Below are 21279 nucleotides of genomic sequence, written 5' to 3'. Positions count from 1 at the left end.
TAAATACTAGTATTCCTAGAGAAAATTAACTTCTTTTTTAGCGCAATTCATAAAGAAATCCCTACGAAAAAACGAAGATGTTTTTTCAGAGAAGGGATAAGGAATCAATTCTATACAGTTAAGCAAATTCACTTTTTTTTCGTGTAATATCTAAAACAGTACCTGTGTAGGCATCTGCTAAGAATTCATAGTAGACAACTTCACCATCTTCGATTCGTGATATACCACCTCGATATGCCTTCGAATGGATCGCAAATTTTCGAGTAGGTTCTTTTTCAAAGGAAATCCAGGAACCTTCAATAGAGCCTTCTTTTAAAAATGATTCTTTGATTTGATGCAAGACTTCATCCGCAGATAAGGTCTTTTTTCGATGATACCAAATAGTTGAAGCAACACCGCTTAACAATCCAAGTCCGATTCCCACAGCAAGACCGCCTTTAAAATAGCTTAGTTCGCTTTCTTCATACATACGTCTTACCTCCTTTTATATCCAATAGCTTCTTTGTGTTTATTCTACCATACTATGGGTTTTTCTTTGAAATAAATAACCACTACTTGTGAAAATAAGTTATAATAAATCCAAGTGATTGGCTAAAAGCGCTAAGGTTTGCGTCAATCAACAATAAGTTTGAGAGGAGCATAGTCTGAATTTTAGACGAACTTTATATGGACGAAAAAACATTTCAACGTATCAAAGAACTAACAGAACTTCAAGGAACAAGTGGTTTTGAGCAAGACATCCGGGAGTATATGGGCGCGCACATGGAGCCTTTAGTGGATGAACTACAACAAGACGGGCTAGGTGGGATCTTTGGTTTACGTCACCATGATGATGCGGATGCTCCGCGCGTAATGGTTGCGGCACATATGGATGAAGTTGGCTTCATGTTGACTCAGATCCAAGAAAATGGCTTATTTAAAGTCGTACCTTTAGGCGGATGGAATCCTTACGTCGTTTCTGCCCAACGTTTTACGTTAAAAACGTCAACAGGAAAAAATTATCCATGTATTTCTTCCTCTGTACCACCACATTTATTACGCGGTACAAGTGGCCAAAAAGCAGTTGAAGTTACAGATATTTTATTTGATGCCGGCTTTGAGTCACGTGAAGAAGCAATGAGCTTTGGCGTATTACCTGGTGATACGATCGTTCCTTATGCAGAAACAGTCAAAACAGCCAATGGAAAAAATATCATCAGTAAATCTTGGGATAATCGTTACGGCTGTACAATGGTCTTAGAAGCTTTGGAAGCATTGCAAAATGAAACATTAGGGCATACTTTGATCGCTGGAGCAAATGTACAGGAAGAAGTGGGCTTACGTGGCTCTAAAGTTTCTGTCAACAAATTCAAACCAGATCTTTTCTTTGCAGTTGATTGTTCAGCAGCGGACGATACAAGAACAAAGAATGGCACTTTTGGTCATTTAGGGGAAGGGACATTGATGCGTATTCAAGATCCAGGTTTGATCATGTTACCTCGTCTACGTGAGTATTTATTAGATGTTGCTGAAACGAATCACATTCCTTATCAATACTTTGTTTCAAAAGGCGGAACTGACGCAGGTGCGGCACATACTCAAAATGAAGGAATCCCAAGTACAGTGATCGGTGTTGTAGGACGTTATATCCATACACATCAAACGATGTTCAGCATCCGTGATTTTGAGGCAGCCAGAGAAATGCTGATCCAAACATTAAAAGGGTTAGACAAATCAACTGTTGATACAATCGTATATGGAAAATAAAATATAAGAGAAATGGAAAGTAGCGTATTGCTGAAATATTTATTTTTAACGATACTCTAGGGAACCTTAGAGGCTGGGACAGAAGTGTTTAACCCCGAGAAATAAGAAGAAATTAATGAAAATTGCTTTTCAAATTTTTTAAGAAGGAGTTTCTTCTGCTCCAGCCGTTTATTCGTTTTTAGAGATGAGATAAAAGTGTTTCTTACTTTTGTCCCACGCTCAAACATACCGAGTCTATTCCATATCTCTTAGAAAATAAGCCTTAACAATCCGAACATCGCTTTTTATGTTTTTAGGATCGTTAAGGCTATTTTTGTAGGAGCTGGACACATTTTTTACAATTTAGGCTTTGGGTTGGTCAGTTTTGGATAAAGGTGTATAATCTAGATGTAAGAAAAAGAAAAGAGGTAAACAGATGATTATTCCTGAGAGTTTAGAAGAATTAGCTAGTTATGTGGAAAAAGGAAATAATATCTTTTTCTTTACTGCAGATTGGTGTGGTGATTGTCGCTTTATCAAACCGCAGATGCCAGAGATCGAAAATGATTTTTCTGGATGGAATTTTATTGAAGTTGATCGTGACAAATACATAGATGTAGCCGCTGAGTGGAGCATTTTTGGAATTCCAAGTTTTGTTGTCATCCAAGACGGAAAAGAATTAGGCCGTCTGGTAAACAAAGACAGAAAAACAAAACAAGAAGTCGAGGATTTCTTAAATCGTGTGATTGAGGGTTAACATCTGCTAGGAGGGATCAAGATGGAACAAGAATATCAAAATATTTTAGTCGGTATCGATGGTAGTGAACAAGCACTTTTAGCGTTTAAAAAAGCGGTCGAAGTTGCTCGAAGAAATCGAGGTACTGTATACGTAGTGAATGTGATCGATCAACAATTTTATAATTTTATGGGCTATGCTCCAATCGATCAAACAGTAGTGGATCAACAAACAGAAGCAGCAAAACAAATGATTGAAGACTGCAAAGCTTACGGGAAAACCGTTGATTATCAAGATATCGAAGGAATCATTGCCTACGGTTCGGTCAGAGAAACAATGGCAATCAATTTACCTAAAAAATATAAAATCGATTTGATCATGGTAGGACAATCAGGTCTAAATGCAGTTGAACGCTTTATGACTGGAAGTGTGGCAAGCTATGTCATTCGTCGAGCACCTTGTGACGTCTTGATCGTGTCAGATGAAGAAGAAGCAGCAGCAAAAGAATAAGAACATGCAAAAAGCGTGTTAGCGCATTGTTTATCTGAATTTTAAGAGGCCGGGACAGAAGTGGCTAGATTCAAGAAATAAGAAGGAAATTCCAAAAATTGTTTCTGCAATGTTTGTGGGATTTTGGCTGATTTCTCGAAAAGGCTACTTCTGAAACGCCATTTATCCGCAAAAGAGAGTGTGACAAGGATTTTGTCATACCCCTTTATTTTTTTGGAATCAGAAAAATGCTATAAAGTATGGCAAAAAGGGCTTATTTTTTGGATGAAAAAAATCTCATGCATCGATCAACAATTTTTGTTAAGATAAGTGACAGCAAATGATACTGGAGGAAAAAACATGATTTTTGCTTACAATAAAGCACATGTCGGTGATACTTTGATGGTGATCATAGCCGATGATAAAGGAACGGAAAATAGCGTTATCCGCAAAGGAAATGTCGCACAGGTAAAGGATGAATCAGGACAAATCGTTGCCTGGAATTTTTTCCATCTCTCTGACCACCTCGTTATTGAAGGAAACGGACAAGTTGAAGTAACGAAAGAACAATTAGCCGAATTGAACCGATTGATAAAAGAAGCAGGCTTCACGGAAACACTCGTTGAAGATAATGAGCCTAAAATCGTTGTCGGCTATGTTAAAACTTGTGTCCCACATCCTGACTCAGATCATTTATCAATCACGGAAACACAAGTAAGCGATAGTGAAACATTGCAAATCGTGTGTGGAGCACCAAATATCGAAGCTGGACAAAAAGTTGTTGTAGCGAAACCAGGTGCGATGATGCCTGATGGAATGATGATTTGGCCAGGTACTTTACGTGGGATAGAAAGTTTTGGCATGATCTGTTCTGCGAAAGAATTGCAGTTGCCAAATGCTCCAGAAAAGAAGGGCATATTGGTATTGCCAGCAGATGCAGTGATAGGGGAAGATTTCTTAAAGACCCGCAGTGTTTAATATAAAAAAATAAAATTGACATGAAAAAACCTCCCAAGAAAATGATGCTTTCTTTGGGAGGTTTTTCGTTTTGGGGAAGACGATAGTTTCTATAGTTAATAGAATCAGTTTCCTGAATTCGATGATTGGTTTTGTTTTAATGCAGATTGATCGATCGTCAATTCAACTGTAGCAGTTTTTTCATCTTTTTCTTGGTAATAAGTGATTTTTACTGTGTCGCCAACTTTTTTCTTATAAAGAGCTGATTGTAACTCAACACCAGATGAAACTTCTGTGTCGTCGATTTTAGTAATTACATCATATTGTTTCAAACCAGCCTTTTCAGCAGGTGTTGCTGGTTGGACACTTGCCACGATCACACCATTTGTGACTGAAGAAGGAATCTTCAAGACTTGTTCTTTTTGCTGCGTTGAAACATAAGATAAATCGTACATCGTAATTCCTAATGCAGGACGTGTCACTTTACCATCTTTTTCAAGTTGGTTGATGATATTGACTACATCATTACTTGGAATTGCAAAGCCCATACCTTCAACACTTACGCCAGATGAAGATTCAGAAGTAGTAGCGATTTTACTTGAGTTGATCCCAATCACTTGTCCTTCAATGTTGATCAGTGGACCACCTGAGTTACCAGGATTGATTGCAGCATCTGTTTGGATCGCATTGATATTTACAGTTTCGTTGGATTCATTTGTACTTGTCACTTGTCGGTTCAAAGAAGAAACGATACCTGACGTCACTGAATTGGCATATTCGGACCCTAAAGGAGAACCAATTGCAATCGCAGGTTCACCAACTTTTAAAGCACTAGAGTCGCCAAATGAAGCAACTTTATCCACTTTATCTGATTGGATCTTCAATACAGCTAAATCAGAATAAGCATCAGTTCCAACTAATTCTGCTTTGACTTTTGTCCCATCTTTGAGCAAAACTTCTAATCCTTGTTGCCCGTCAACTACGTGGTTATTTGTTACGATATATGAAGTGTTGCCCTCTTTTTTGTAGATAACGCCACTCCCTTCACTAGAAGCCTCTAGATCACTATCTTCAGTACTTTGCTGCTGTTGCCCAAATAGTTTGCCAAAATCGTTCGATTGATTTTGACTTTGCAAGTTGATAACGGAAACTACCGCATCTTGTACTTTATCTACAGCACTAGTAATATCTGAATCTACATTCACTTTGACATTTTCTACAACAGTTTCACCTGACGAATTCTGGTTACCCCCAGCACTCGTATTGGAGTGACCATTTCCTAATGCAGCATAAAAAATACCCGCTGTTAATAATCCTCCAATCACACCACCGACTAAACCTAGTCCAAGTTTGCGCCAAAGACCATTATTTTTCTTTTTCATTTTTGATGTCACATCTTTTCTATCCATGTGGCCTGCCTCCAATTATTATTTTCTTTTATTTAAGTATAGACCTATTTGTTAAATTTAGTCTACTTTGAGACTATGAACTTTTTATGAAAAAGCTTAGGAAAAATCATTGATTTCAGATGAAAAAAATAAAAAAATACTTTTCCACAAGATATGTGTAAAAAACATGGGATAAACTGAGGAAAAACAAGAGTATTTTTTATCCACAATATGTGGATAAAGTGGATAAATCTGTGAGAAACATATGTTTGCTTAAGAAATACTTATAAAATAAGCCACGAATACCTCTCTTTCTGTGGATAAACCTGTGGATGTTGTGCATAACTATGTGGGAATCTTTGTAAAAATAAATCCGTCATTCCATGTCCTATCCGGAACGAAATTCTATTATAATGGAAGAAGAAATCAAATAGAGGAGTACGAGAACGTGAATATCAAAATAATTTCAGTCGGGAAATTGAAAGAAAAGTACCTGATCCAAGGAATTCAGGAATATGTTAAAAGATTACAGGCATATGCCAAAATCGAATTAATCGAAGTACCCGATGAAAAAGCACCAGAAAATCTAAGTGATGCCCAGATGCGCCAAGTGAAGGAAAAAGAAGGGGAGCGGATATTAAGTAAAATAAAAGAACAAGAATATGTCTATGCCTTAGCTATTGAAGGGAAAAATCCCACTAGTGAAGTATTTGCCAAGCAAATCAATCAATTAGGCATCCAAGGAAAAAGCCACCTTGTTTTTGTCATCGGTGGTTCATTAGGCCTAAGCGAGGCAGTCATGAAAAGAAGCAACACCCAAATCTCCTTTGGCAAAATGACTTATCCACACCAACTGATGCGTCTGATCCTCGTCGAACAAATCTATCGTGCCTTTCGTATCAATACGGGGGCTCCTTATCATAAATGATGGGTTGGAGGAATAGTTGAAATAAGAGAAACATATCATAAATTTTAGTAGAAAGTTCAAGGTTGAGAGATAGCGAAATATAAAAAATAAAGCAGAAAAATCATCATAAAAAATATAAATAAAGTAATTGAAAGAATAGATTGTGAGCATTACTACGATGGAACGTAAATAGAAAAGGAAGTGTGTGACGAAGATATCTAACAATTTATCTTTTTTGGAAAAAATATGTAGTACTGACGTCAATGAAAAATACATTTTTGAGACCGGACGAAAAACCGGACGATAGCTAGAAAACGTTGAATTAACAGCAAGCAAGTGACCGGACGAAAAACCGGACGATAAGTAAAAAGTGTTGAAATGACAAGAAGCAACGACCGGACGAAAAATCGGACGATAAGTAATAAGTGTTGAAATGGCAGTAGGCAAATGACCGGACGAAAAATTGAACGAATACGTAAGTGAATCATTTTTTCTATACCTTTACTAAACTTGCTTATTCATATTTCTAAAAATAAAATTATAAATTATATTAGAAATAATATGAATCTTAAGAACTGTATCATTTAATTTCATAGGAGGAATACAATTGGAGAAACTTAGTGAGGATCATAATATTGAATATAAAGAAGACATTCCTAAAAAGGCTAATCAACTGAAAGCAGAAATTGTTTCCTTTTGAATAGTAGTACAGGAGGAACGATTTATTTAGGAGTGGATGACGATGGTGTATCAGTAACTTGTTTAACTGAAGGAGATAGAAATAAAAAGTATAAGGTCTGGGAAGAAACTATAAGTAATTGGGTGGCTAATGGTTTTAGACCAGAGGTAACCGGACTTATACAGGTAGATCCTAATAGTGATCCGTTTAAAATTTCTGTTAGTGCGGGAACCAATAAACCGTATTATTATACTGATGGTGAAGGCTTTAATTCAAAAGGGGTATATATTCGTAACGGTAGTTCGAAAAGAAAAGCGAGTGATGCAGAAATAAAAAGAATGTTGAATCGGCATAATGCTAACTCATTTGATAGTGAGAAGATTAAGCTTCCTTCTTTAGATTTTAGTTATGTGGAAAATGTCTTTGAAAAAGATGGAACTAAGTTTGATATTATTGAGCTTGATTTCAAGAAAAATGAAGAAGACCAATATAATAATGCTGCATGGATAGTTAGTGATGGGAATCCATTTGTTTCCAAAGCAGCCATTTATGACGGAGTAGATGTAGTAAATTTTCGAGACAAAAAAATTTTTTCAGGATCAGTAGCTAAACAAAATGATGATGCGATTCAATATATTCACTTTAATAATCAACTTAATATTACTTTTGGCTATAATGGAAAACGTATCGAAAATTTTTCTTATCCTATAAATGCTGTCCGAGAAGCGGTAATAAATGCGTTCGTTCATAGAGATTATACAATGAGTTCGGATATTAAAATTGAGCTTTTTGATGATAGATTAGCAATATCCTCTCCAGGTTCTTTACCAGATGGACTGACCTTAGAAGATATAAAACAAGGTGCGAATGCTAAACGAAACCCTATTCTAATTAATGTTTTGGATAAAATGAACTATATAGAGAATTATGGCTCAGGAATTCGTCGTATTTATTCGTTATATAAAGGTTTCAAGAGACAACCAGAATTAATTGCCACACATAATTTGTTCAAAGTAATTTTATATAATATGAATTACAAATTGAACAGCTTAGACTTAAGTGACAATATGATTTCAATTATCCAGTATCTTAACGATGGGAAACTTGCTAGTCGCCAGGAAATTCAGGAAGCTCTTAACTTACAAAAAAGTTATACATTAGAAATGATATCGGAGTTAAAAAAAATGGATATAATTGGTTCTGAAGGCAGGGGGCCATCAACTAGATATTACTTAGAAGTAATGGAAAAACAGTGATTTTATAAGGAGTATTTATTAATAAACTAGTTGAATACCAAGTATCGATTATAGACGATACCATCAGCCATGATATTTAGCTTATAATGCTACTAACTTTTGTATTTCCCTAATGTGTTGATGAAAAATTGTAGAAATATCATTCACTCATGATACCCAGCTCCGTATCATAAGTGATGATATTTTTTAAGACAGAGAAAAATAGTAAAACAGGGGAGTATCAAATGAGTGAACTTAACCATTTTTCTGCGTCTACTCTAGCCGAGTTGCAAAAAGACGAGAAACATCCTTACTATGTCTATTGTTTGGTTGATCCTAGAAATAACCAGACTTTTTATATTGGTAAAGGAAAAGGAAATCGTATTTTTGCCCATCGCAAAGCGGCACTGAATATGCTAAGAAAATCAGATTTACTTGAAGAAAATGAAACAGCTAGAACATTGAAAATAAAAAACATCCAAGAAATAAACAGAATAAATCTACAAATACTAAGTTATATACTTAGTTATGGTTTAACTGAGAGCGAAGCTTATGCCAGTGAGAATGCGCTGATCAATTATGCTTAACTGATTCAAGGACTTTCGTTGACAAATTTAGTAAAAGGGCATGGTTCTAAGGCAATGTTAGTTGAAGAGATAGAAGAACAATTCGGATTCCAAGAGATGGATATAAACGAAATAGCGACAGATGAGTTGATTTTAGCGGTAAACGTGAGAGATGCTTTTAATCTTTGTAAAGATGAATCGCAAGAATATTCGATTGATGACAGATTTCGTGGATGATAATAATTTAAAATCTCGTACGCTAGGTAACTGGGTAATTGGTCGCGATAAAATACATTGGATTCGCTATGTTATAGCTGTTAATACAGGAGTAGATAACGCGGTTGTTGTTGCGTATAAAGTTTCTTCTCGATATTCGGAATCGAAGAAATTTGAAAATGGTCTAACACGCTATGCGTTTCAGGCATTATCGAATAGAGAAGATACTTTGCGAGAACTTAATTTATATAAACGATCTTTACCAGATATCAAATTTGGTAGTGGGAGTGCAGTTGCATATATTAATAATCATTTCCAATGGTATTTTCGGTAGTAGTAGTTACCTGAAATAAATATAAATTTAAATATATATTATATCCATGAAGCCCAATCTTCTTTATAGAGGATTGGGCTATTTTTAATGGCAAAGGAGGGAAATAAATGTTTCAAAACAAAGGACAACGCTATGTCACAAAGGGAGTAATGGACAGTTTACCGATGGAATTACAAGTTTTATGTTGGAATTTAATCGATGAAAACGTTCAAAAGCAACTTCCTTTAGACTATCTTCAAATCTTTGAATTTTCTATGGAAAAAGGACATCAAAAGTTGGTCCATCGTCAAGAAGAACCTGAAAAAAGAAAAGAGTATCTGATTTTACCTAAGCTTTGTTTGAAATCAGTATCTCAAAAAATATGGGGCATTAATTCAGTGGAGTATCAAACGATGTTACTGCCAGAAGAATACTAATATCTAAAAGAAAGGAGCGAAATGACTTGTTAGAATCGGCTATCGAAGTACTGGAAAAGTGTGCACAGCTAGTCACTACTCTTGAAGAGTGGGGCTATGAATCTGTTACGATGGAAAAAGAGGAAATTGAAATGGGTACGCTTCCTGAAGGTGTCCATCTACCTCGTTTAGTGATGACGCATCGTTATGTTTTCAAACGACAATGGATAATTAAAGGGAAAGAAGAGGAAGAAAAACTAGCGGTAGTCATTACCATTCGTCCAACAGATACGGAACCATTCACGAATGATTTAAGTATGGTACTAATCGAAAAGAATATCCGACAATTAGGATTTACTGGTTTTATTGCAGTCAATCTTTTTTCATATACAAAAGCGAAAAGTCCTCGGGTATTCTCTCGCGGAAATGATGAACAATCTTTGGAAATATTAACAACTGCTTTCACAGAAAAGAAAATCAACACCATTATTTTTGCTTGTGGTTCGATCACAGTAACGAGTCAAGTGGCTTATGAACAAGCGAAAAGCATTTACACTCAATTGAGTGCGAAACAAAAGAAAATGGCCAAAGTATTGGTAAACGCAAAAGGAAAGTTACCCCACCCATTAAGTATTCATGTTCGTAATGAATGGGAATTGGCGGATAGTCAATTATTATTTCAAGAAAAATAACGTTTTATTTTCTCTTGTTTCTTTTAAGTAGTTTTACATGTTTTTTAACTTGAAAAATATATGTGATTATACACGTTATATGGATTATCAATACATCCAGTAATATGCTATTTTCATTATGTAAAAATAACAGGGGGTGTGTAGATGGAATTTGATAAAACTTGTTTGACTAATTCTTATAAAAGCATCAATGACTTTTTTGAGGAAAAGGGATTCGATCCAGAGTTACTCTATCAATTTTATCTTGCTTTTCGAGGGCAACAAATTTCTTTTCCAATGAAGATGTACGACCGTGAGTTAGTTAGAAAAAGAATCGAAAAAATGGTAGAACAGGAAGAACTGGTAGATATACGTCAATTGATAGAAGTTTATGGTTTTTCTACAAGATGGATTCAAGAAGCAATCAAACAAAAAGAAAGGAGATGAGTACATGGCTAAGCTGATTTTATTAGGTGGTTTAATTTATGGTGGATACTGGTTATATAAATATATCCATGCACATCCGAATATAGATAAAGGAAAAGTAATCAAGACAGTCGGTGTAATCATAGTTGGACTCATAGCTCTAACTAAGAAAAATAATACCAATAGCACAAAAATGATGAAAACTTATCGTTGTAGGGGATGTGGAAGAGAAATTTCTACTAGTTTTAATCCATCTGAAAGCCCGCAAGGAAGAGATCGTTGTCATACTGGCTATCGACATTTTTGGGAAAGGATTAACTAAATGAACACCATTGAGATTAATTGACTGATAAAATAAGTATGTGGGGGAGAAATCGAAAGGGGTAAATAAAATGAAAAAATGGTTGTTATTACTAATTGGAATGGGGATTTTATTTAGTGGTTGTACATCTAATAATACAAGAACTAAATCGACTGAAGAAACTGATACTGCAGTTGCGACTACAAAAAGTAAAGCGCAATCAACTGAACAGACTACATCAGAAACGAAGAAATCTGTGGAAGTGAGTGCAAGTGAAAATTCAACCACTAAATCTTCTTCAGTAGCTCCAGTTAAAACTGAAGAGGTTAAGAATGCTTTATGGAATGCTAACAAGGCTTCTCAATTAGAAACTTTTATTTCTCAATGGCAAACCACTGTTGGTCAACGATATAAAAGTTATAGTCCAAAAAACAATCTTGATCTATACGGATTGTCTTTACCATCATCTGTAATCAGTGGCAACTTTCATATGGCAATTAACGAAAATCCAGTTAATGTACAATGGTCAGAGGATGGAACTGGTAATTCAGGATTTAACTTAGTAGCTGTTTATTCTGATGCTGAAACAGCTGATTATTTAGGTCAACATGTTTATTTCTTTGGGTTCCAAAATGGGCAACCTAAAGTTTATATTACTCAACAGAATCAAGGTAATGAATACAACAACGTTTATTTCAATGAAACTCAAAATCAACAATTAAAACAAGGTTTCAATGATATTGTTAATGGACAAGAACCACAAACATCCATAGCTGGTACAACAACTACACAACAGTCTCAACAAGCATCAACTTCAGTAATTTCAAGTTGGGAAGAAGCTAAACAACTTGTATTAGATAATAAAGCTTTATGGTTATATGATACTCCAGATAAAAATGAAGCAACTACTAATATTATTGAATCGACACAATATATGACAGATATGGAACAAGATGAAAATGGATCATATTATCCAGTTGTTATTTCAACTGATGATGGTCTTGGAACTACTACAATGAATGGTGGGAAACAATTCAAAGTTTATACAGATGGAAGAATATCTCAACGTATTGGAATGACTAATAATTCTCAAATAATCAAGTGATATCTTATGTTATAATATTGTATAAATAAAAAATAAGAGTTATAGATGGAAGACTCTCTTAATGTGCTAGTGTGGCTAATCGTTTTAACGTAATCAATAATTTGTACTATTGTTTATTAAGAATCAGCTTATATAGACAGAGGAAGAATGAATTTATTGAAGGGCTATTTTTTAACCAAATAAGCAGAACAGAAAGAGGGTTTCTTCTTTCTGTTCTGTCCAAATTATTCTAAGATTTCTCATCACCAACATCATTTGACAAAGAGCCTATAAAAGGTACACAACAAAATTACGTTGTGTACCTTTTTTGCATTTTTTCAATTTCCGTTTGGATCTTTTCTACAAAAGAAGGAGGAGATGTTACTTGTACATTGGCTCCTTGGCTGAGCAGCCACATAATAACACCAGTGTCATAAGCAGTAGCTTCAATTAGGACGCTAGTATCATCAAACTCTTTGATTACTTTAGAAGTGGGTAGTTTATCAAGGGCTGCTTCGATAATCCCCCAAAAACGAAAGGTAAAAGTTATTTCTTTACCAGCATACATAAAGTGTGTTTTTTTGCGGAGTTGACTATCTTCCAAACGGTCTTTATAAGGAATCTTGATTTTTTTATTAGTTTCTTTAATCTTGATGAAACGATCTAAGCGATAATATAAATATTTTTGATAGGTTGGATTGTAAAGAAGTACATAAAAATAATATTCGGAAAAGAATAGTGAAACAGGTAAACCTTCACGAGTAACGATTTCTCCACGATTTTTTTGGTAGTCAAAGTTTAAAACAATTTGTTTAGTAATATAATGAGTAAAATTCGATATCCGCTTTAGTAATTTTTCTTGATGTTTTAAAGGATAGTAGCAAATAAGCTCATTGGCTAGTAATTTTCTAATGATTTTGCTTGAGTCAAAAGATAGTTCATCCAATAAATGATTAATAACTTTCTCAAGTTCATTCTTGGTCATTGCTCGACTTTCGAGGAGAACCTTGCTGATGGTCAAAACTTCTTCCATAGCTAGTTGATTCATTTTTTTTATACTGTAGTAGCGGTGATTCGCATTATAAATTAGTGTTAGTTCGTTGCTGATAGTATTATCTATAGCATCTTTAATAGACGACAGATCACGTTGAATAGTCCGCTTGGAAACCTGATACCTGAGAACTAATTCATCAATATATATTTTCTCTCCTTGATAAAGTAAGAAAAAAATTTCAAGGATTCGTTGGTTGCTATTCATAATTTCTCCTTACATGACATATTATGACACTGTTTAATAGTATCATAGCATTGTGATAGGGGGGAATACAATATTCAAGGGGAAATTATTAGAGTCTTTATGTAGAGATGTAGGGACTTTAAGGATAAACCGTATATTATCAATAAAAAACATGTTGAGGATTTAATAGATTTATTGCATGCATCTTTTTTTAGAATATATAAGCGAAAAGAGCACGTTTTTTTCTTGTTATTCCAATAAAGAAAATTGAATATTCAAATTACATGTTCTTTTTCCGGTTGTTTTACTTGTTCTTTTTCAGTCTAAATGACTTGTAAAACCCCTTGTTATATAGATTATCAATGGAGGAATCAATATGATATTTTAAAAATGCTATAGGAAGTGGAGGTGAGCAAGTGAAAGTAGATGGGGAATGTTTGACGAGTTCATATAAAAGTATCTATGAATTTTTTGAGGAAAAAGAACTAGACTCTGAATTACTTTATCAGTTTTATATCGCTTTTCGTGGACAACAATTGTCTTTTCCAATGAAAATATATGACCGCGAATTAGTCGCTCAAAAAATTGTAACAATGGTACAAGAAAATCATTCTATTGATTATAGGAAGTTAACGGATCAGTACGGCTTTTCAACAAGGTGGATTCAAAGTATTATCAGACAACAACAAAAGGAGTAATATGCACATGGCTAATGAAGAAACACTAGGTTTAAAAATTATAGAAGAAGCTTTTAAATTACCAATGGTCAAAATTGATCGTCGAGCATTTTTGATTCAAACATTTCAAGGGAAGGTTTCTGATATTGAAGGACTCATAGAAAAAGGACCACAGGCGTTTTTATCCAAAGAAACACTAGACCGTGAAGCACAAAAATGTATTCAATCCATTACCTTGAAATCAAGTGCGGTATCTTTAGCAACTGGACTTCCAGGAGGTGTCGCTATGGCAGCAACTATTCCAGCAGATCTCCTTCAATTTTTTGGCTATTCATTACGATTAGCGCAAGAAATTTCGTATATTTATGGTTTCAAAGATTTAAGAGGAGCGAACGGAGAGCTTAGTGAAGAAGCAAAAACTACGTTAATTCTTTATTTGGGGATTATGCTTGGAGTAACTTCCGCAGGGTCTGCTGTACGGGTGTTATCTGGAAAACTCTCCACACAAGCGTTGAAAAAAATTCCCCAAAAAGCACTAACTAAAACGCTATATTATCCAGTAATCAAACGCGTACTTGCTATTTTTGGAACAAAGTTAACCAAAAATACTTTTGCGAAAGGCATTTCTAAAGTAGTACCAGTAGTAGGAGGTGTTTTCTCAGGGGGGATCAATTACGTGTCTATGAAACCAATGGCAACGAAGCTAAAAATAGAATTAGGAAAGAATGTAACATATACGGAAGAAGGACTTCAACAAGATTTAGATATTTTAGAAGGAGAGTTTGAAGAGGTATCTACTGATATCGTTTCTTCGGATACAATTCTCTCTCAATTAGAAAGACTTTCTGATTTGTTAAAAATGAAAATGATTACAGAAGAAGAGTTTCAACAATTAAAGCAAGAACTGTTAAAGAAATAACTGTTTAGAAAGGCAATCACCCACTCTTTCTTTTAAATGGGTGGTTCTTTTTCTTAAATAAGTGGAGTCAATCTTATTATTATGAGGAGGAAAAAGATGAAAGCAAAACGATTGTTAGTACTAGGTGTGATTTTTCTACTTGCAGGATGTTCTACCAATCTTCAAAATAAACAGACAAAAACAGTCAATTCAACGACTCATAAAGTTGAATCAGAAAAAAAAGTATCTGCTACAAAAGGAACAGAAACAACAGCTCAAGAAACTAGCACAACAGAGTCTGGTAAGCCAACGAGTTCAGGTACGACTGTTTCTCAAATAAAACAAGAATTATGGGATACAAATAAATCTTCACAACTAGCATCCTTTGTCATACAGTGGGGCAATACGCTAGGCCAAGAATATAAAAATTATACTCCCCAAAATAATGTAAGTCTTTATGGTACACCTTTACCACAGGCAGTAATCAATGGTAATTGGAAAATGGCAATTAATGAATCGCCAGTTACCGTACAATGGTCAGAAGATGGAAAAGGAAATGCAGATTTTAATTTAATAGCTGTATATTCAGACGCAGAAACTGTAGGTTATCTAGGAAAACATGTTTATTTTTTTGGATTCCAAAATGGACAACCTAAAGTTTACATTACCCAACAAAATCAAGGCAATGATCAAAATTACATGTACTTCAATGAAACTCAAAATCAGCAATTAAAATAAGGATTTGTGGATATTGTGAATGGACAAATGCCTCAAACTCCAGTGGTTGAAGAATCTAGTCAACAAGCAACAACTACAACAGCACAAGCAACGACTGGTTCATCCACTCCAAGTTCGAGTGAACGAGCACAAACAATTAGGGAGATACTAAAACAAAATCAAGGATTTAATGAAGAGGTATTAAATTCAATTCCCGATGAAGAAATACTTGATTCTTTCGTAGGTAATGCTACTAATGCACAATTAGCCCAAAGTGCGATGAATTTATTGGAAAAATATCCTGACTTAAAATAAGCGGTATGGATGAAAGAAACTCTTGATGGAGCACTATGATTCCTCATTTAACGGAATTAAAAAATTTATATTATTCTTTGTCAAATAATAACGAGGTCGAGACAAAAGTCGGTTAGATTTGAGAAATTGGAGAGAAAAGAGGTTGGGACAGAAGTGTTTAACCCCGAGAAATAAGAAGAAATTAACAAAAATTGCTTTTAAAATTTTTGTGAGTTTGAGCTTATTTCTCGGATTTGCTTCTGTTCCATTGTTTATTCGTTTTTAAAGAATGAGACAAACGTGTTTCTTACTTTTGTCCCACGCTCGTTTTTTTTTTAATTTCCGAAAAACCTGACTCTTGGACGCCATTTATTGGGAATTATAGTCTTGTAGCAAAGCTGTTTTTTAGATTAGTCCACATTTTTTTTATATAGAGTGTAACAAGAGTAGGGTAATTGATTTATGGAATCGCCTTTTTGAATCTAATATACATAAAAAGTAACTGTAAGAACGATAATTAATAAACCTACATTTTCTTATTCAAGGAACAAGTAGCTAGTAAAATGAGTTTAATAGATACGCCTAATGTGCATTAAAAACTTTTATAGAAAGGACAGTGTTGGAAATATATTTCACTCATTTTGCGAGCTCAACTAACTATGCAAAATGGAACTGAAGAATCAACTCTTATTCATTAGTTTCATAAATTGTAGAGCCATAAAAAGACACTTGGACCTCATTTTCTTTTAAAACCCAGATATGCGCTCATCAATCTTTAGAATAAACTTTGATTTTTTTCTGATGTAGATTGAATATCTAAGAAATGATTTTAAAAAATAGATTAAGTAGTGTTGGCAATGGAATATAGGGTATAAAGAATTACATAGAAATAATGCTCAGAGCTGCTATATCTCTTAGATAGTTAGACCAGTTATATTATAGTGATTAGCAAGTTAAGATATTGATATATCATGACCTTAGTAATGACTAAAAAATTCCCCTTTATTCTTTGATGTCTATTCATAAATTTCTCCTTATGACAGAATATGTCATTTTATTATAGTAGTCTTATAAAAGAATAGTAGAAGAGAATTTAAAATTGAAAAAACTGTCTGATATATTATATGAAAACCTACTCAATCTTACAAGTGAGATAACGTTAGTTTTTATACTCATTATCGTAGTTTAACTTTAAGTGTACTAAATACGCTTTACAATGGAAAAAGGTGAAAGCTAAAGTTTGTTCTTAAGCAAAGAGCTAAACATGATTATACGTGTAATTTTGGTTACTCTTAAAGACGGATTGAAAAACTCTTAAAGATTAAAGAATGTTGATTATTTTCTACCCGATTTGTTAAAAGAGACAATTTTTGTCTCAGACATGAAATTACAAGTATGTAAATAGAAGATTTTTGATATACTTAAATAAGATTAAACAAAAAATGAAAAATGTTGTTAGGAGATGGATGTAATGAAGTTTTGTCCAGAATGTGGGAATAAGTTGGGAGAAGGTGCAAAATTTTGTTCAGGATGTGGATATAAAGTACCCTCTGTGAATGAAAGTGGGGAAAAAAATGAATTAAAAAAAGTATCCTCTGAGTCATATATTAAAAAAGTATTAAGTGAAGCAACTATCGATAATCTTAGTGTGGTACCTAACATCGATAATAAATTACTAATTCCAGCGGCGAAGACTATTGGATCAGGTGTAGATCCTTCCATGGTACTGGGCATTATTAACACAGCAATAATTAATAAAGGAAAAGCGGGAGCTGTTTTTACTGGAAAGCAAATTTATTTACGAGGATCTTTTGGAAGTTCAATAGAAATTCCGTATGAAGATATTTCAAAAGTTGAATATGAAATTGAACGTAATATTACTGAAAAGGGTAAAAAAGTCGAAATTCAATTTTTAACTATAGATTATAAATATGGAAAATCTATTCGTATTGATTCACAAAAAATGGATTCAGCTTTACCTTTTAAATTTATATCTCAAATACTAGAAAATTTTGAAAAAAATGTTGATAAAATTGAATCTAATAATCAATTAGTTCAATTATCAAATCTTAGTCCTGAAATTATAGAACTCTATTTTAAAGCAGTTATTGCTTTTTTAAAATCAGATGACTATAAAATCAGTAGTGAGGAATACAAAGAGTTAATTACTCTTATGACAAAAGTAAAAGTAACAAAATCAATTGCTAAAAACTTGCGAGACTATCGGTTTGCTGAAAATATGGAAGAAAGTTTTTCAGATTTAGTACTCCTACTTAAGGCAGAATTAGACAAGGCTAGAGTTTCTTATACGCTAATTTATCAGTCTTTAGCAATGGATATTATTTCAATGAATAAGAATAAAATAGATAATTGGAGAGAGTACAATTATATTACTGATGCTATGAAAACGCTTGAAATAGGTGAGAAACAAGTTGGTTTTATTGCAAAAAAAATAAAAACTGAAGAAATGATTATTTCTGAACGTCTTAATGATAAACAAGTTAGTAAACTGACGAATAAGCTTGCTACAATAGCCAGTGGAACTGGGGTTTCACTAGGTGCTTTAGCTGTTACTAGTACTGTTGCAGGATGGGGTGGCAGTATTCCCGGAGGACTTCTAGCAATCAGTGCAGTTCCTGGTGGAACGTTACTTGGTTTAGCGACAATTGCTAGTGTCGGAGCCTATCAAGGAATAAAGTATCTTTCGGGAACAGGTGAACTTGAAAAATCAAGTATTCGCATAAGCGCTTTGACTACTAAAATCGAACAATTGAGAGCGGCTAATGTATACATTATTGATGATATTAATTGGTTAGTTATGAAGATATCTTCTTTTGCTTATAAATTAAAGGAATCAGAAGAATTGAACAATGAAATGATGGATCAGATGATAACTATGATTAATCAATCTCAAAATATAGCCAAATCTGGAGTACTAGTTGAAAAAGACCAAGAAGATATGGAGTTAGAATATGTGATTGCAAATTTACCTGAGAAATTAGACGTTGAGAGATATGATGAATTAATCTCCAAAGACATAAACCATATACAAGATGATCAAATAATCAAAGAAATTTATTTACCATCGCCTAAAGAAGATAGTGTGTATTTGGATAAAAAAGTTCAGAGTTTGAATGTATTATATCTTAATGAGAAAGCAAATATTGAGATGCTTAGACATGCTAGACAAATTTTAGAGAATATTGGCTACTTTGATACAAAAGCTTTAGCAGCAGCGCAAAGTAAAATTGTAACTAAAAAGGCTAAATCAAAACTAAAGAACTTGTTAGGTGGCGAGTAATGTATGGTTAACCGCAAACAAAAAAAAGAATTGAATACAATGAATGAGATAGCCGAATCACTTGTAGTAGATAACGAGTTAAAAAATATGGGAAGAGCTAATCTTGATTTGGCTATGTATAACATGGAAAAGCTTGACGAAAGAATTGAAAAATCTAATCAAAAAAAACGCGAACTATTGGAAATGCTAAAGAAAAGTAACCATTTTTCAAACTCCACCAAAACAGAGTTGTTGAATAAAATGGTTAAAATAAAAAAACAAAGCAATGATGATATAAGGGTACAAAATGTTGAGAACATAAGTACACCTGAGATTTATCAGGAGTGGCATGTTTCTGTTCAACAAAATAAAGGGTTTGCAGAAAAAAATGACATTGATTTATCTTCACCTTTTTTTTCAATGTTCTCAAATGTTGAGCAAGTTCAAATGGCTAACACCCTCACTAATAAGTTTGAATTGATCGAGTTAGATAAGTATGATTACTTATTTGCAGTTGGTTGTGGTTTGATCGCTGGTTACGTAGATACCATGTTTGTTGGAATAATCAAAAAAGGGAAGAATGCTAAAGGGCTTCAAAAAAGTGTTGATAATATTTTTGATAAACTTGTTGAAAAAATTGGGAAAAATCAAAGAATTGCTGAACTTGAAAATCAACGAGTAAAAGCTACAAAACCTAAAGACAAAGAAAAAATAGAAGAAATGATAAATGACTTAAAAAAAGGTATAAAAGGTTATGATAAAAATGGAACTCCTAAAATGTGGGGGAAAAAAGACGGCATTAAAATATTAGAAAAAAATCATCATGTATCTTATGATGCGGGTACACATAGAAATGTTGAGGGGATGACCTTAGATAACCATCATCTAAGATCATTAGCACATGATTTTAGCCCAATAGGGTTAGTTTTTAGTGTTTACAATCAAATTAGTGGAACTAGTTCATTTATGGGGAACGGAGGGAAGTACGTCTCAGTTGCTGCCGAAAATTTAAATAATGAATTAGATGGCAATATAATTCAACGTGTTGTTCAAGCAACAAATAATTGGTTTTTTCATTGTCTTAGTGATGTTGCTGGGAGTAGCACATCTAAGGGGCGAGGAAGTGGGTTGCCTGTTCCAGGATGGGTAGCCCTACAAAAAATACAAATTGGAAATTTTAATCTAAATAATAGACAGAAGAATTTGAATGTCGCAGAGGTAAGCGACTGGATGTTCAAAAATGGATATGATCTAAGAGCTTTCACGGCTCAAACGATTCCTGTGATTATTTATGAAACCTTACTGAGATGCTATTGGTTTTGTAAGCAATACTTCTATTATGGAAAAAAATTGGAAGATAGTATTCCTGTAGCGAATAATAGAGAATTGGCAAGGCTATTATTATTTTCTTCTGCCAGTTTTACAACTGTGGATGTTTTGCATGCCACTATTAAGGCAAGTACAGGGTCTGCTTTTTTAGCAACATTTTTAATGACTGTTAATATCCCAGGTTTACTTGATTTAGGTTTTCGTTCTGTCCAGAACATCAGGAATGAAGTACTTCACCGAAAAAATATTCAAAAATTGCTGGACACGGATATTAAGAAAGAGTTTGACAGAATTATTCTTGAGTCACCGGTATAACTTTATAAAGTTGTAGAATGTAATAAAGTAAAGTATAACTATCTATGATTCATTGACAAATAGTACGAATAGAGTGATTAAGAACATCTAAAGTAGAGTTTATTTTGAAAGAGTTGTCTAGCAAGGTATTTCTAACGGATGCGAGTTAATGAGAAAATAATTTATATATAAGGTATTCCTTTTCGATTATAGGAATACCTTATTTTATTTTTAAATATATGCATAATCTCATTGCTCTCAATCGATTATTGATAGAGCATTTTGGTTCGTTTTTTCTTTTATAGGGAAGAAAAAACGAACTGTTTTTTTTGAGAGAAGGCTATTTTTTTATGGGTCAAACGCTCTTGGCACAGAAAATAAGAATAAATTCCCATTAGAGCACGCTTTTTGTTTTTTTACTATAAAAAAGTGAACCCAGTTTAC

At 33.8% G+C, this 21279-nt stretch carries 18 protein-coding genes and 3 pseudogenes; 18 read left to right on the top strand and 3 right to left on the bottom strand.

Annotated elements, in window-relative coordinates; all coding sequences use genetic code 11:
* Positions 1-118 precede the first annotated feature (118 nt).
* The gene (locus FGQ66_RS00395; protein ID WP_005875490.1) at positions 119-469 is read right to left on the bottom strand and encodes a PepSY domain-containing protein; all 351 of its coding nucleotides are present in this window, start codon (positions 467-469) and stop codon (positions 119-121) included.
* Between the two features lie 197 nt (positions 470-666).
* On the opposite strand from FGQ66_RS00395, the gene pepA reads away from it, so the two are divergent.
* From pepA to ytpR, 4 genes are all read left to right on the top strand, one after another.
* The gene (gene pepA, locus FGQ66_RS00390) at positions 667-1746 is read left to right on the top strand and encodes a glutamyl aminopeptidase (RefSeq protein WP_081133843.1); all 1080 of its coding nucleotides are present in this window, start codon (positions 667-669) and stop codon (positions 1744-1746) included.
* Between the two features lie 415 nt (positions 1747-2161).
* Positions 2162-2482, top strand: a complete 321-nt coding sequence (locus FGQ66_RS00385; RefSeq protein WP_113845207.1) for a thioredoxin family protein — start codon at positions 2162-2164, stop codon at positions 2480-2482.
* A gap of 21 nt (positions 2483-2503) precedes the next feature.
* Positions 2504-2971: a universal stress protein gene (locus FGQ66_RS00380; protein WP_113845208.1), complete on the top strand. Its 468-nt coding sequence runs from the start codon at positions 2504-2506 to the stop codon at positions 2969-2971.
* Positions 2972-3310: 339 nt separating this feature from the next.
* Positions 3311-3928, top strand: a complete 618-nt coding sequence (gene ytpR, locus FGQ66_RS00375) for a YtpR family tRNA-binding protein (protein ID WP_138301371.1) — start codon at positions 3311-3313, stop codon at positions 3926-3928.
* A gap of 104 nt (positions 3929-4032) precedes the next feature.
* Here the strand turns inward: ytpR and FGQ66_RS00370 are convergent, their stop codons facing one another.
* Positions 4033-5316 (bottom strand): S1C family serine protease, encoded by a 1284-nt coding sequence (locus tag FGQ66_RS00370; protein WP_081133846.1) that lies wholly within the window; start codon positions 5314-5316, stop codon positions 4033-4035.
* 427 nt (positions 5317-5743) lie between these two features.
* On the opposite strand from FGQ66_RS00370, the gene rlmH reads away from it, so the two are divergent.
* The 9 genes and pseudogenes from rlmH (at position 5744) to FGQ66_RS00330 (ending at position 12130) form a co-directional block, all read left to right on the top strand.
* Positions 5744-6223: a 23S rRNA (pseudouridine(1915)-N(3))-methyltransferase RlmH gene (gene rlmH, locus FGQ66_RS00365; RefSeq protein ID WP_138301370.1), complete on the top strand. Its 480-nt coding sequence runs from the start codon at positions 5744-5746 to the stop codon at positions 6221-6223.
* A 675-nt stretch (positions 6224-6898) separates the two neighbouring features.
* Positions 6899-8137 carry an ATP-binding protein gene (locus FGQ66_RS00360; protein ID WP_138301369.1) on the top strand — a complete coding sequence of 413 codons (1239 nt, stop codon included), beginning with the start codon at positions 6899-6901 and terminating at the stop codon, positions 8135-8137.
* A gap of 224 nt (positions 8138-8361) precedes the next feature.
* Positions 8362-9232: pseudogene (locus tag FGQ66_RS00355) on the top strand (LEM-3-like GIY-YIG domain-containing protein).
* A gap of 107 nt (positions 9233-9339) precedes the next feature.
* The gene (locus tag FGQ66_RS00350; protein WP_138301368.1) at positions 9340-9648 is read left to right on the top strand and encodes a DUF960 domain-containing protein; all 309 of its coding nucleotides are present in this window, start codon (positions 9340-9342) and stop codon (positions 9646-9648) included.
* 26 nt (positions 9649-9674) lie between these two features.
* A pseudogene (locus FGQ66_RS15610) lies at positions 9675-9842 on the top strand (4'-phosphopantetheinyl transferase); the annotation flags it as partial.
* Positions 9822-10319, top strand: coding sequence for a DUF1643 domain-containing protein (locus tag FGQ66_RS00345; protein ID WP_328291028.1), 498 nt, complete (start codon positions 9822-9824; stop codon positions 10317-10319). The pseudogene FGQ66_RS15610 and the gene FGQ66_RS00345, both read left to right, overlap by 21 nt.
* Before the next feature lie 144 nt (positions 10320-10463).
* Positions 10464-10745: a hypothetical protein gene (locus tag FGQ66_RS00340; protein WP_138301367.1), complete on the top strand. Its 282-nt coding sequence runs from the start codon at positions 10464-10466 to the stop codon at positions 10743-10745.
* A gap of 4 nt (positions 10746-10749) precedes the next feature.
* Positions 10750-11046, top strand: a complete 297-nt coding sequence (locus FGQ66_RS00335; protein WP_138301366.1) for a hypothetical protein — start codon at positions 10750-10752, stop codon at positions 11044-11046.
* A gap of 70 nt (positions 11047-11116) precedes the next feature.
* Positions 11117-12130: a DUF4767 domain-containing protein gene (locus tag FGQ66_RS00330; RefSeq protein WP_138301365.1), complete on the top strand. Its 1014-nt coding sequence runs from the start codon at positions 11117-11119 to the stop codon at positions 12128-12130.
* 289 nt (positions 12131-12419) lie between these two features.
* On the opposite strand, the gene FGQ66_RS00325 is transcribed toward FGQ66_RS00330, so the two are convergent.
* Positions 12420-13367, bottom strand: coding sequence for a helix-turn-helix transcriptional regulator (locus FGQ66_RS00325; protein ID WP_138301364.1), 948 nt, complete (start codon positions 13365-13367; stop codon positions 12420-12422).
* Between the two features lie 395 nt (positions 13368-13762).
* Between FGQ66_RS00325 and FGQ66_RS00320 the strand changes: the two genes are divergently transcribed.
* The 5 genes and pseudogenes from FGQ66_RS00320 to FGQ66_RS00300 all read left to right on the top strand — a co-directional run bounded on the left by FGQ66_RS00320 (position 13763) and on the right by FGQ66_RS00300 (position 20856).
* Complete coding sequence (locus tag FGQ66_RS00320) at positions 13763-14044, top strand: hypothetical protein (protein WP_138301363.1); 282 nt, start codon at positions 13763-13765, stop codon at positions 14042-14044.
* Positions 14045-14051: 7 nt separating this feature from the next.
* The gene (locus FGQ66_RS00315; RefSeq protein ID WP_138301362.1) at positions 14052-14942 is read left to right on the top strand and encodes an EcsC family protein; all 891 of its coding nucleotides are present in this window, start codon (positions 14052-14054) and stop codon (positions 14940-14942) included.
* Between the two features lie 96 nt (positions 14943-15038).
* Positions 15039-15953: pseudogene (locus tag FGQ66_RS00310) on the top strand (DUF4767 domain-containing protein).
* A 1441-nt stretch (positions 15954-17394) separates the two neighbouring features.
* Positions 17395-19233 carry a zinc-ribbon domain-containing protein gene (locus tag FGQ66_RS00305; RefSeq protein ID WP_138301361.1) on the top strand — a complete coding sequence of 613 codons (1839 nt, stop codon included), beginning with the start codon at positions 17395-17397 and terminating at the stop codon, positions 19231-19233.
* Positions 19234-19272: 39 nt separating this feature from the next.
* Entirely contained in the window at positions 19273-20856 is a 1584-nt protein-coding gene (locus FGQ66_RS00300; protein ID WP_171024536.1) for an ATP-binding protein, read from the top strand.
* Positions 20857-21279: the final 423 nt, after the last annotated feature.

It is taken from the genome of Enterococcus sp. BSD2780061688st2 D3 (assembly GCF_005844145.1).
In the GTDB taxonomy this organism is placed as follows: domain Bacteria; phylum Bacillota; class Bacilli; order Lactobacillales; family Enterococcaceae; genus Enterococcus_B; species Enterococcus_B durans.
This window is presented reverse-complemented; position numbering and strand designations above follow the sequence as displayed.

Bases quoted from the DNA above. Each gene is read 5' to 3' on its own strand.
- FGQ66_RS00350 (WP_138301368.1), top strand. From the start codon at position 9,340: ATGTTTCAAAACAAAGGACAACGCTATGTCACAAAGGGAGTAATGGAC.
- FGQ66_RS00315 (WP_138301362.1), top strand. From the start codon at position 14,052: ATGGCTAATGAAGAAACACTAGGTTTAAAAATTATAGAAGAAGCTTTT.
- FGQ66_RS00305 (WP_138301361.1), top strand. From the start codon at position 17,395: ATGGATGTAATGAAGTTTTGTCCAGAATGTGGGAATAAGTTGGGAGAA.
- FGQ66_RS00335 (WP_138301366.1), top strand. From the start codon at position 10,750: ATGGCTAAGCTGATTTTATTAGGTGGTTTAATTTATGGTGGATACTGG.
- FGQ66_RS00340 (WP_138301367.1), top strand. From the start codon at position 10,464: ATGGAATTTGATAAAACTTGTTTGACTAATTCTTATAAAAGCATCAAT.
- FGQ66_RS00325 (WP_138301364.1), bottom strand. From the start codon at position 13,367: ATGAATAGCAACCAACGAATCCTTGAAATTTTTTTCTTACTTTATCAA.
- FGQ66_RS00300 (WP_171024536.1), top strand. From the start codon at position 19,273: ATGAATGAGATAGCCGAATCACTTGTAGTAGATAACGAGTTAAAAAAT.
- ytpR (WP_138301371.1), top strand. From the start codon at position 3,311: ATGATTTTTGCTTACAATAAAGCACATGTCGGTGATACTTTGATGGTG.
- FGQ66_RS00330 (WP_138301365.1), top strand. From the start codon at position 11,117: ATGAAAAAATGGTTGTTATTACTAATTGGAATGGGGATTTTATTTAGT.
- FGQ66_RS00345 (WP_328291028.1), top strand. From the start codon at position 9,822: ATGACGCATCGTTATGTTTTCAAACGACAATGGATAATTAAAGGGAAA.
- FGQ66_RS00385 (WP_113845207.1), top strand. From the start codon at position 2,162: ATGATTATTCCTGAGAGTTTAGAAGAATTAGCTAGTTATGTGGAAAAA.
- FGQ66_RS00370 (WP_081133846.1), bottom strand. From the start codon at position 5,316: ATGGATAGAAAAGATGTGACATCAAAAATGAAAAAGAAAAATAATGGT.
- FGQ66_RS00380 (WP_113845208.1), top strand. From the start codon at position 2,504: ATGGAACAAGAATATCAAAATATTTTAGTCGGTATCGATGGTAGTGAA.
- FGQ66_RS00395 (WP_005875490.1), bottom strand. From the start codon at position 469: ATGTATGAAGAAAGCGAACTAAGCTATTTTAAAGGCGGTCTTGCTGTG.
- pepA (WP_081133843.1), top strand. From the start codon at position 667: ATGGACGAAAAAACATTTCAACGTATCAAAGAACTAACAGAACTTCAA.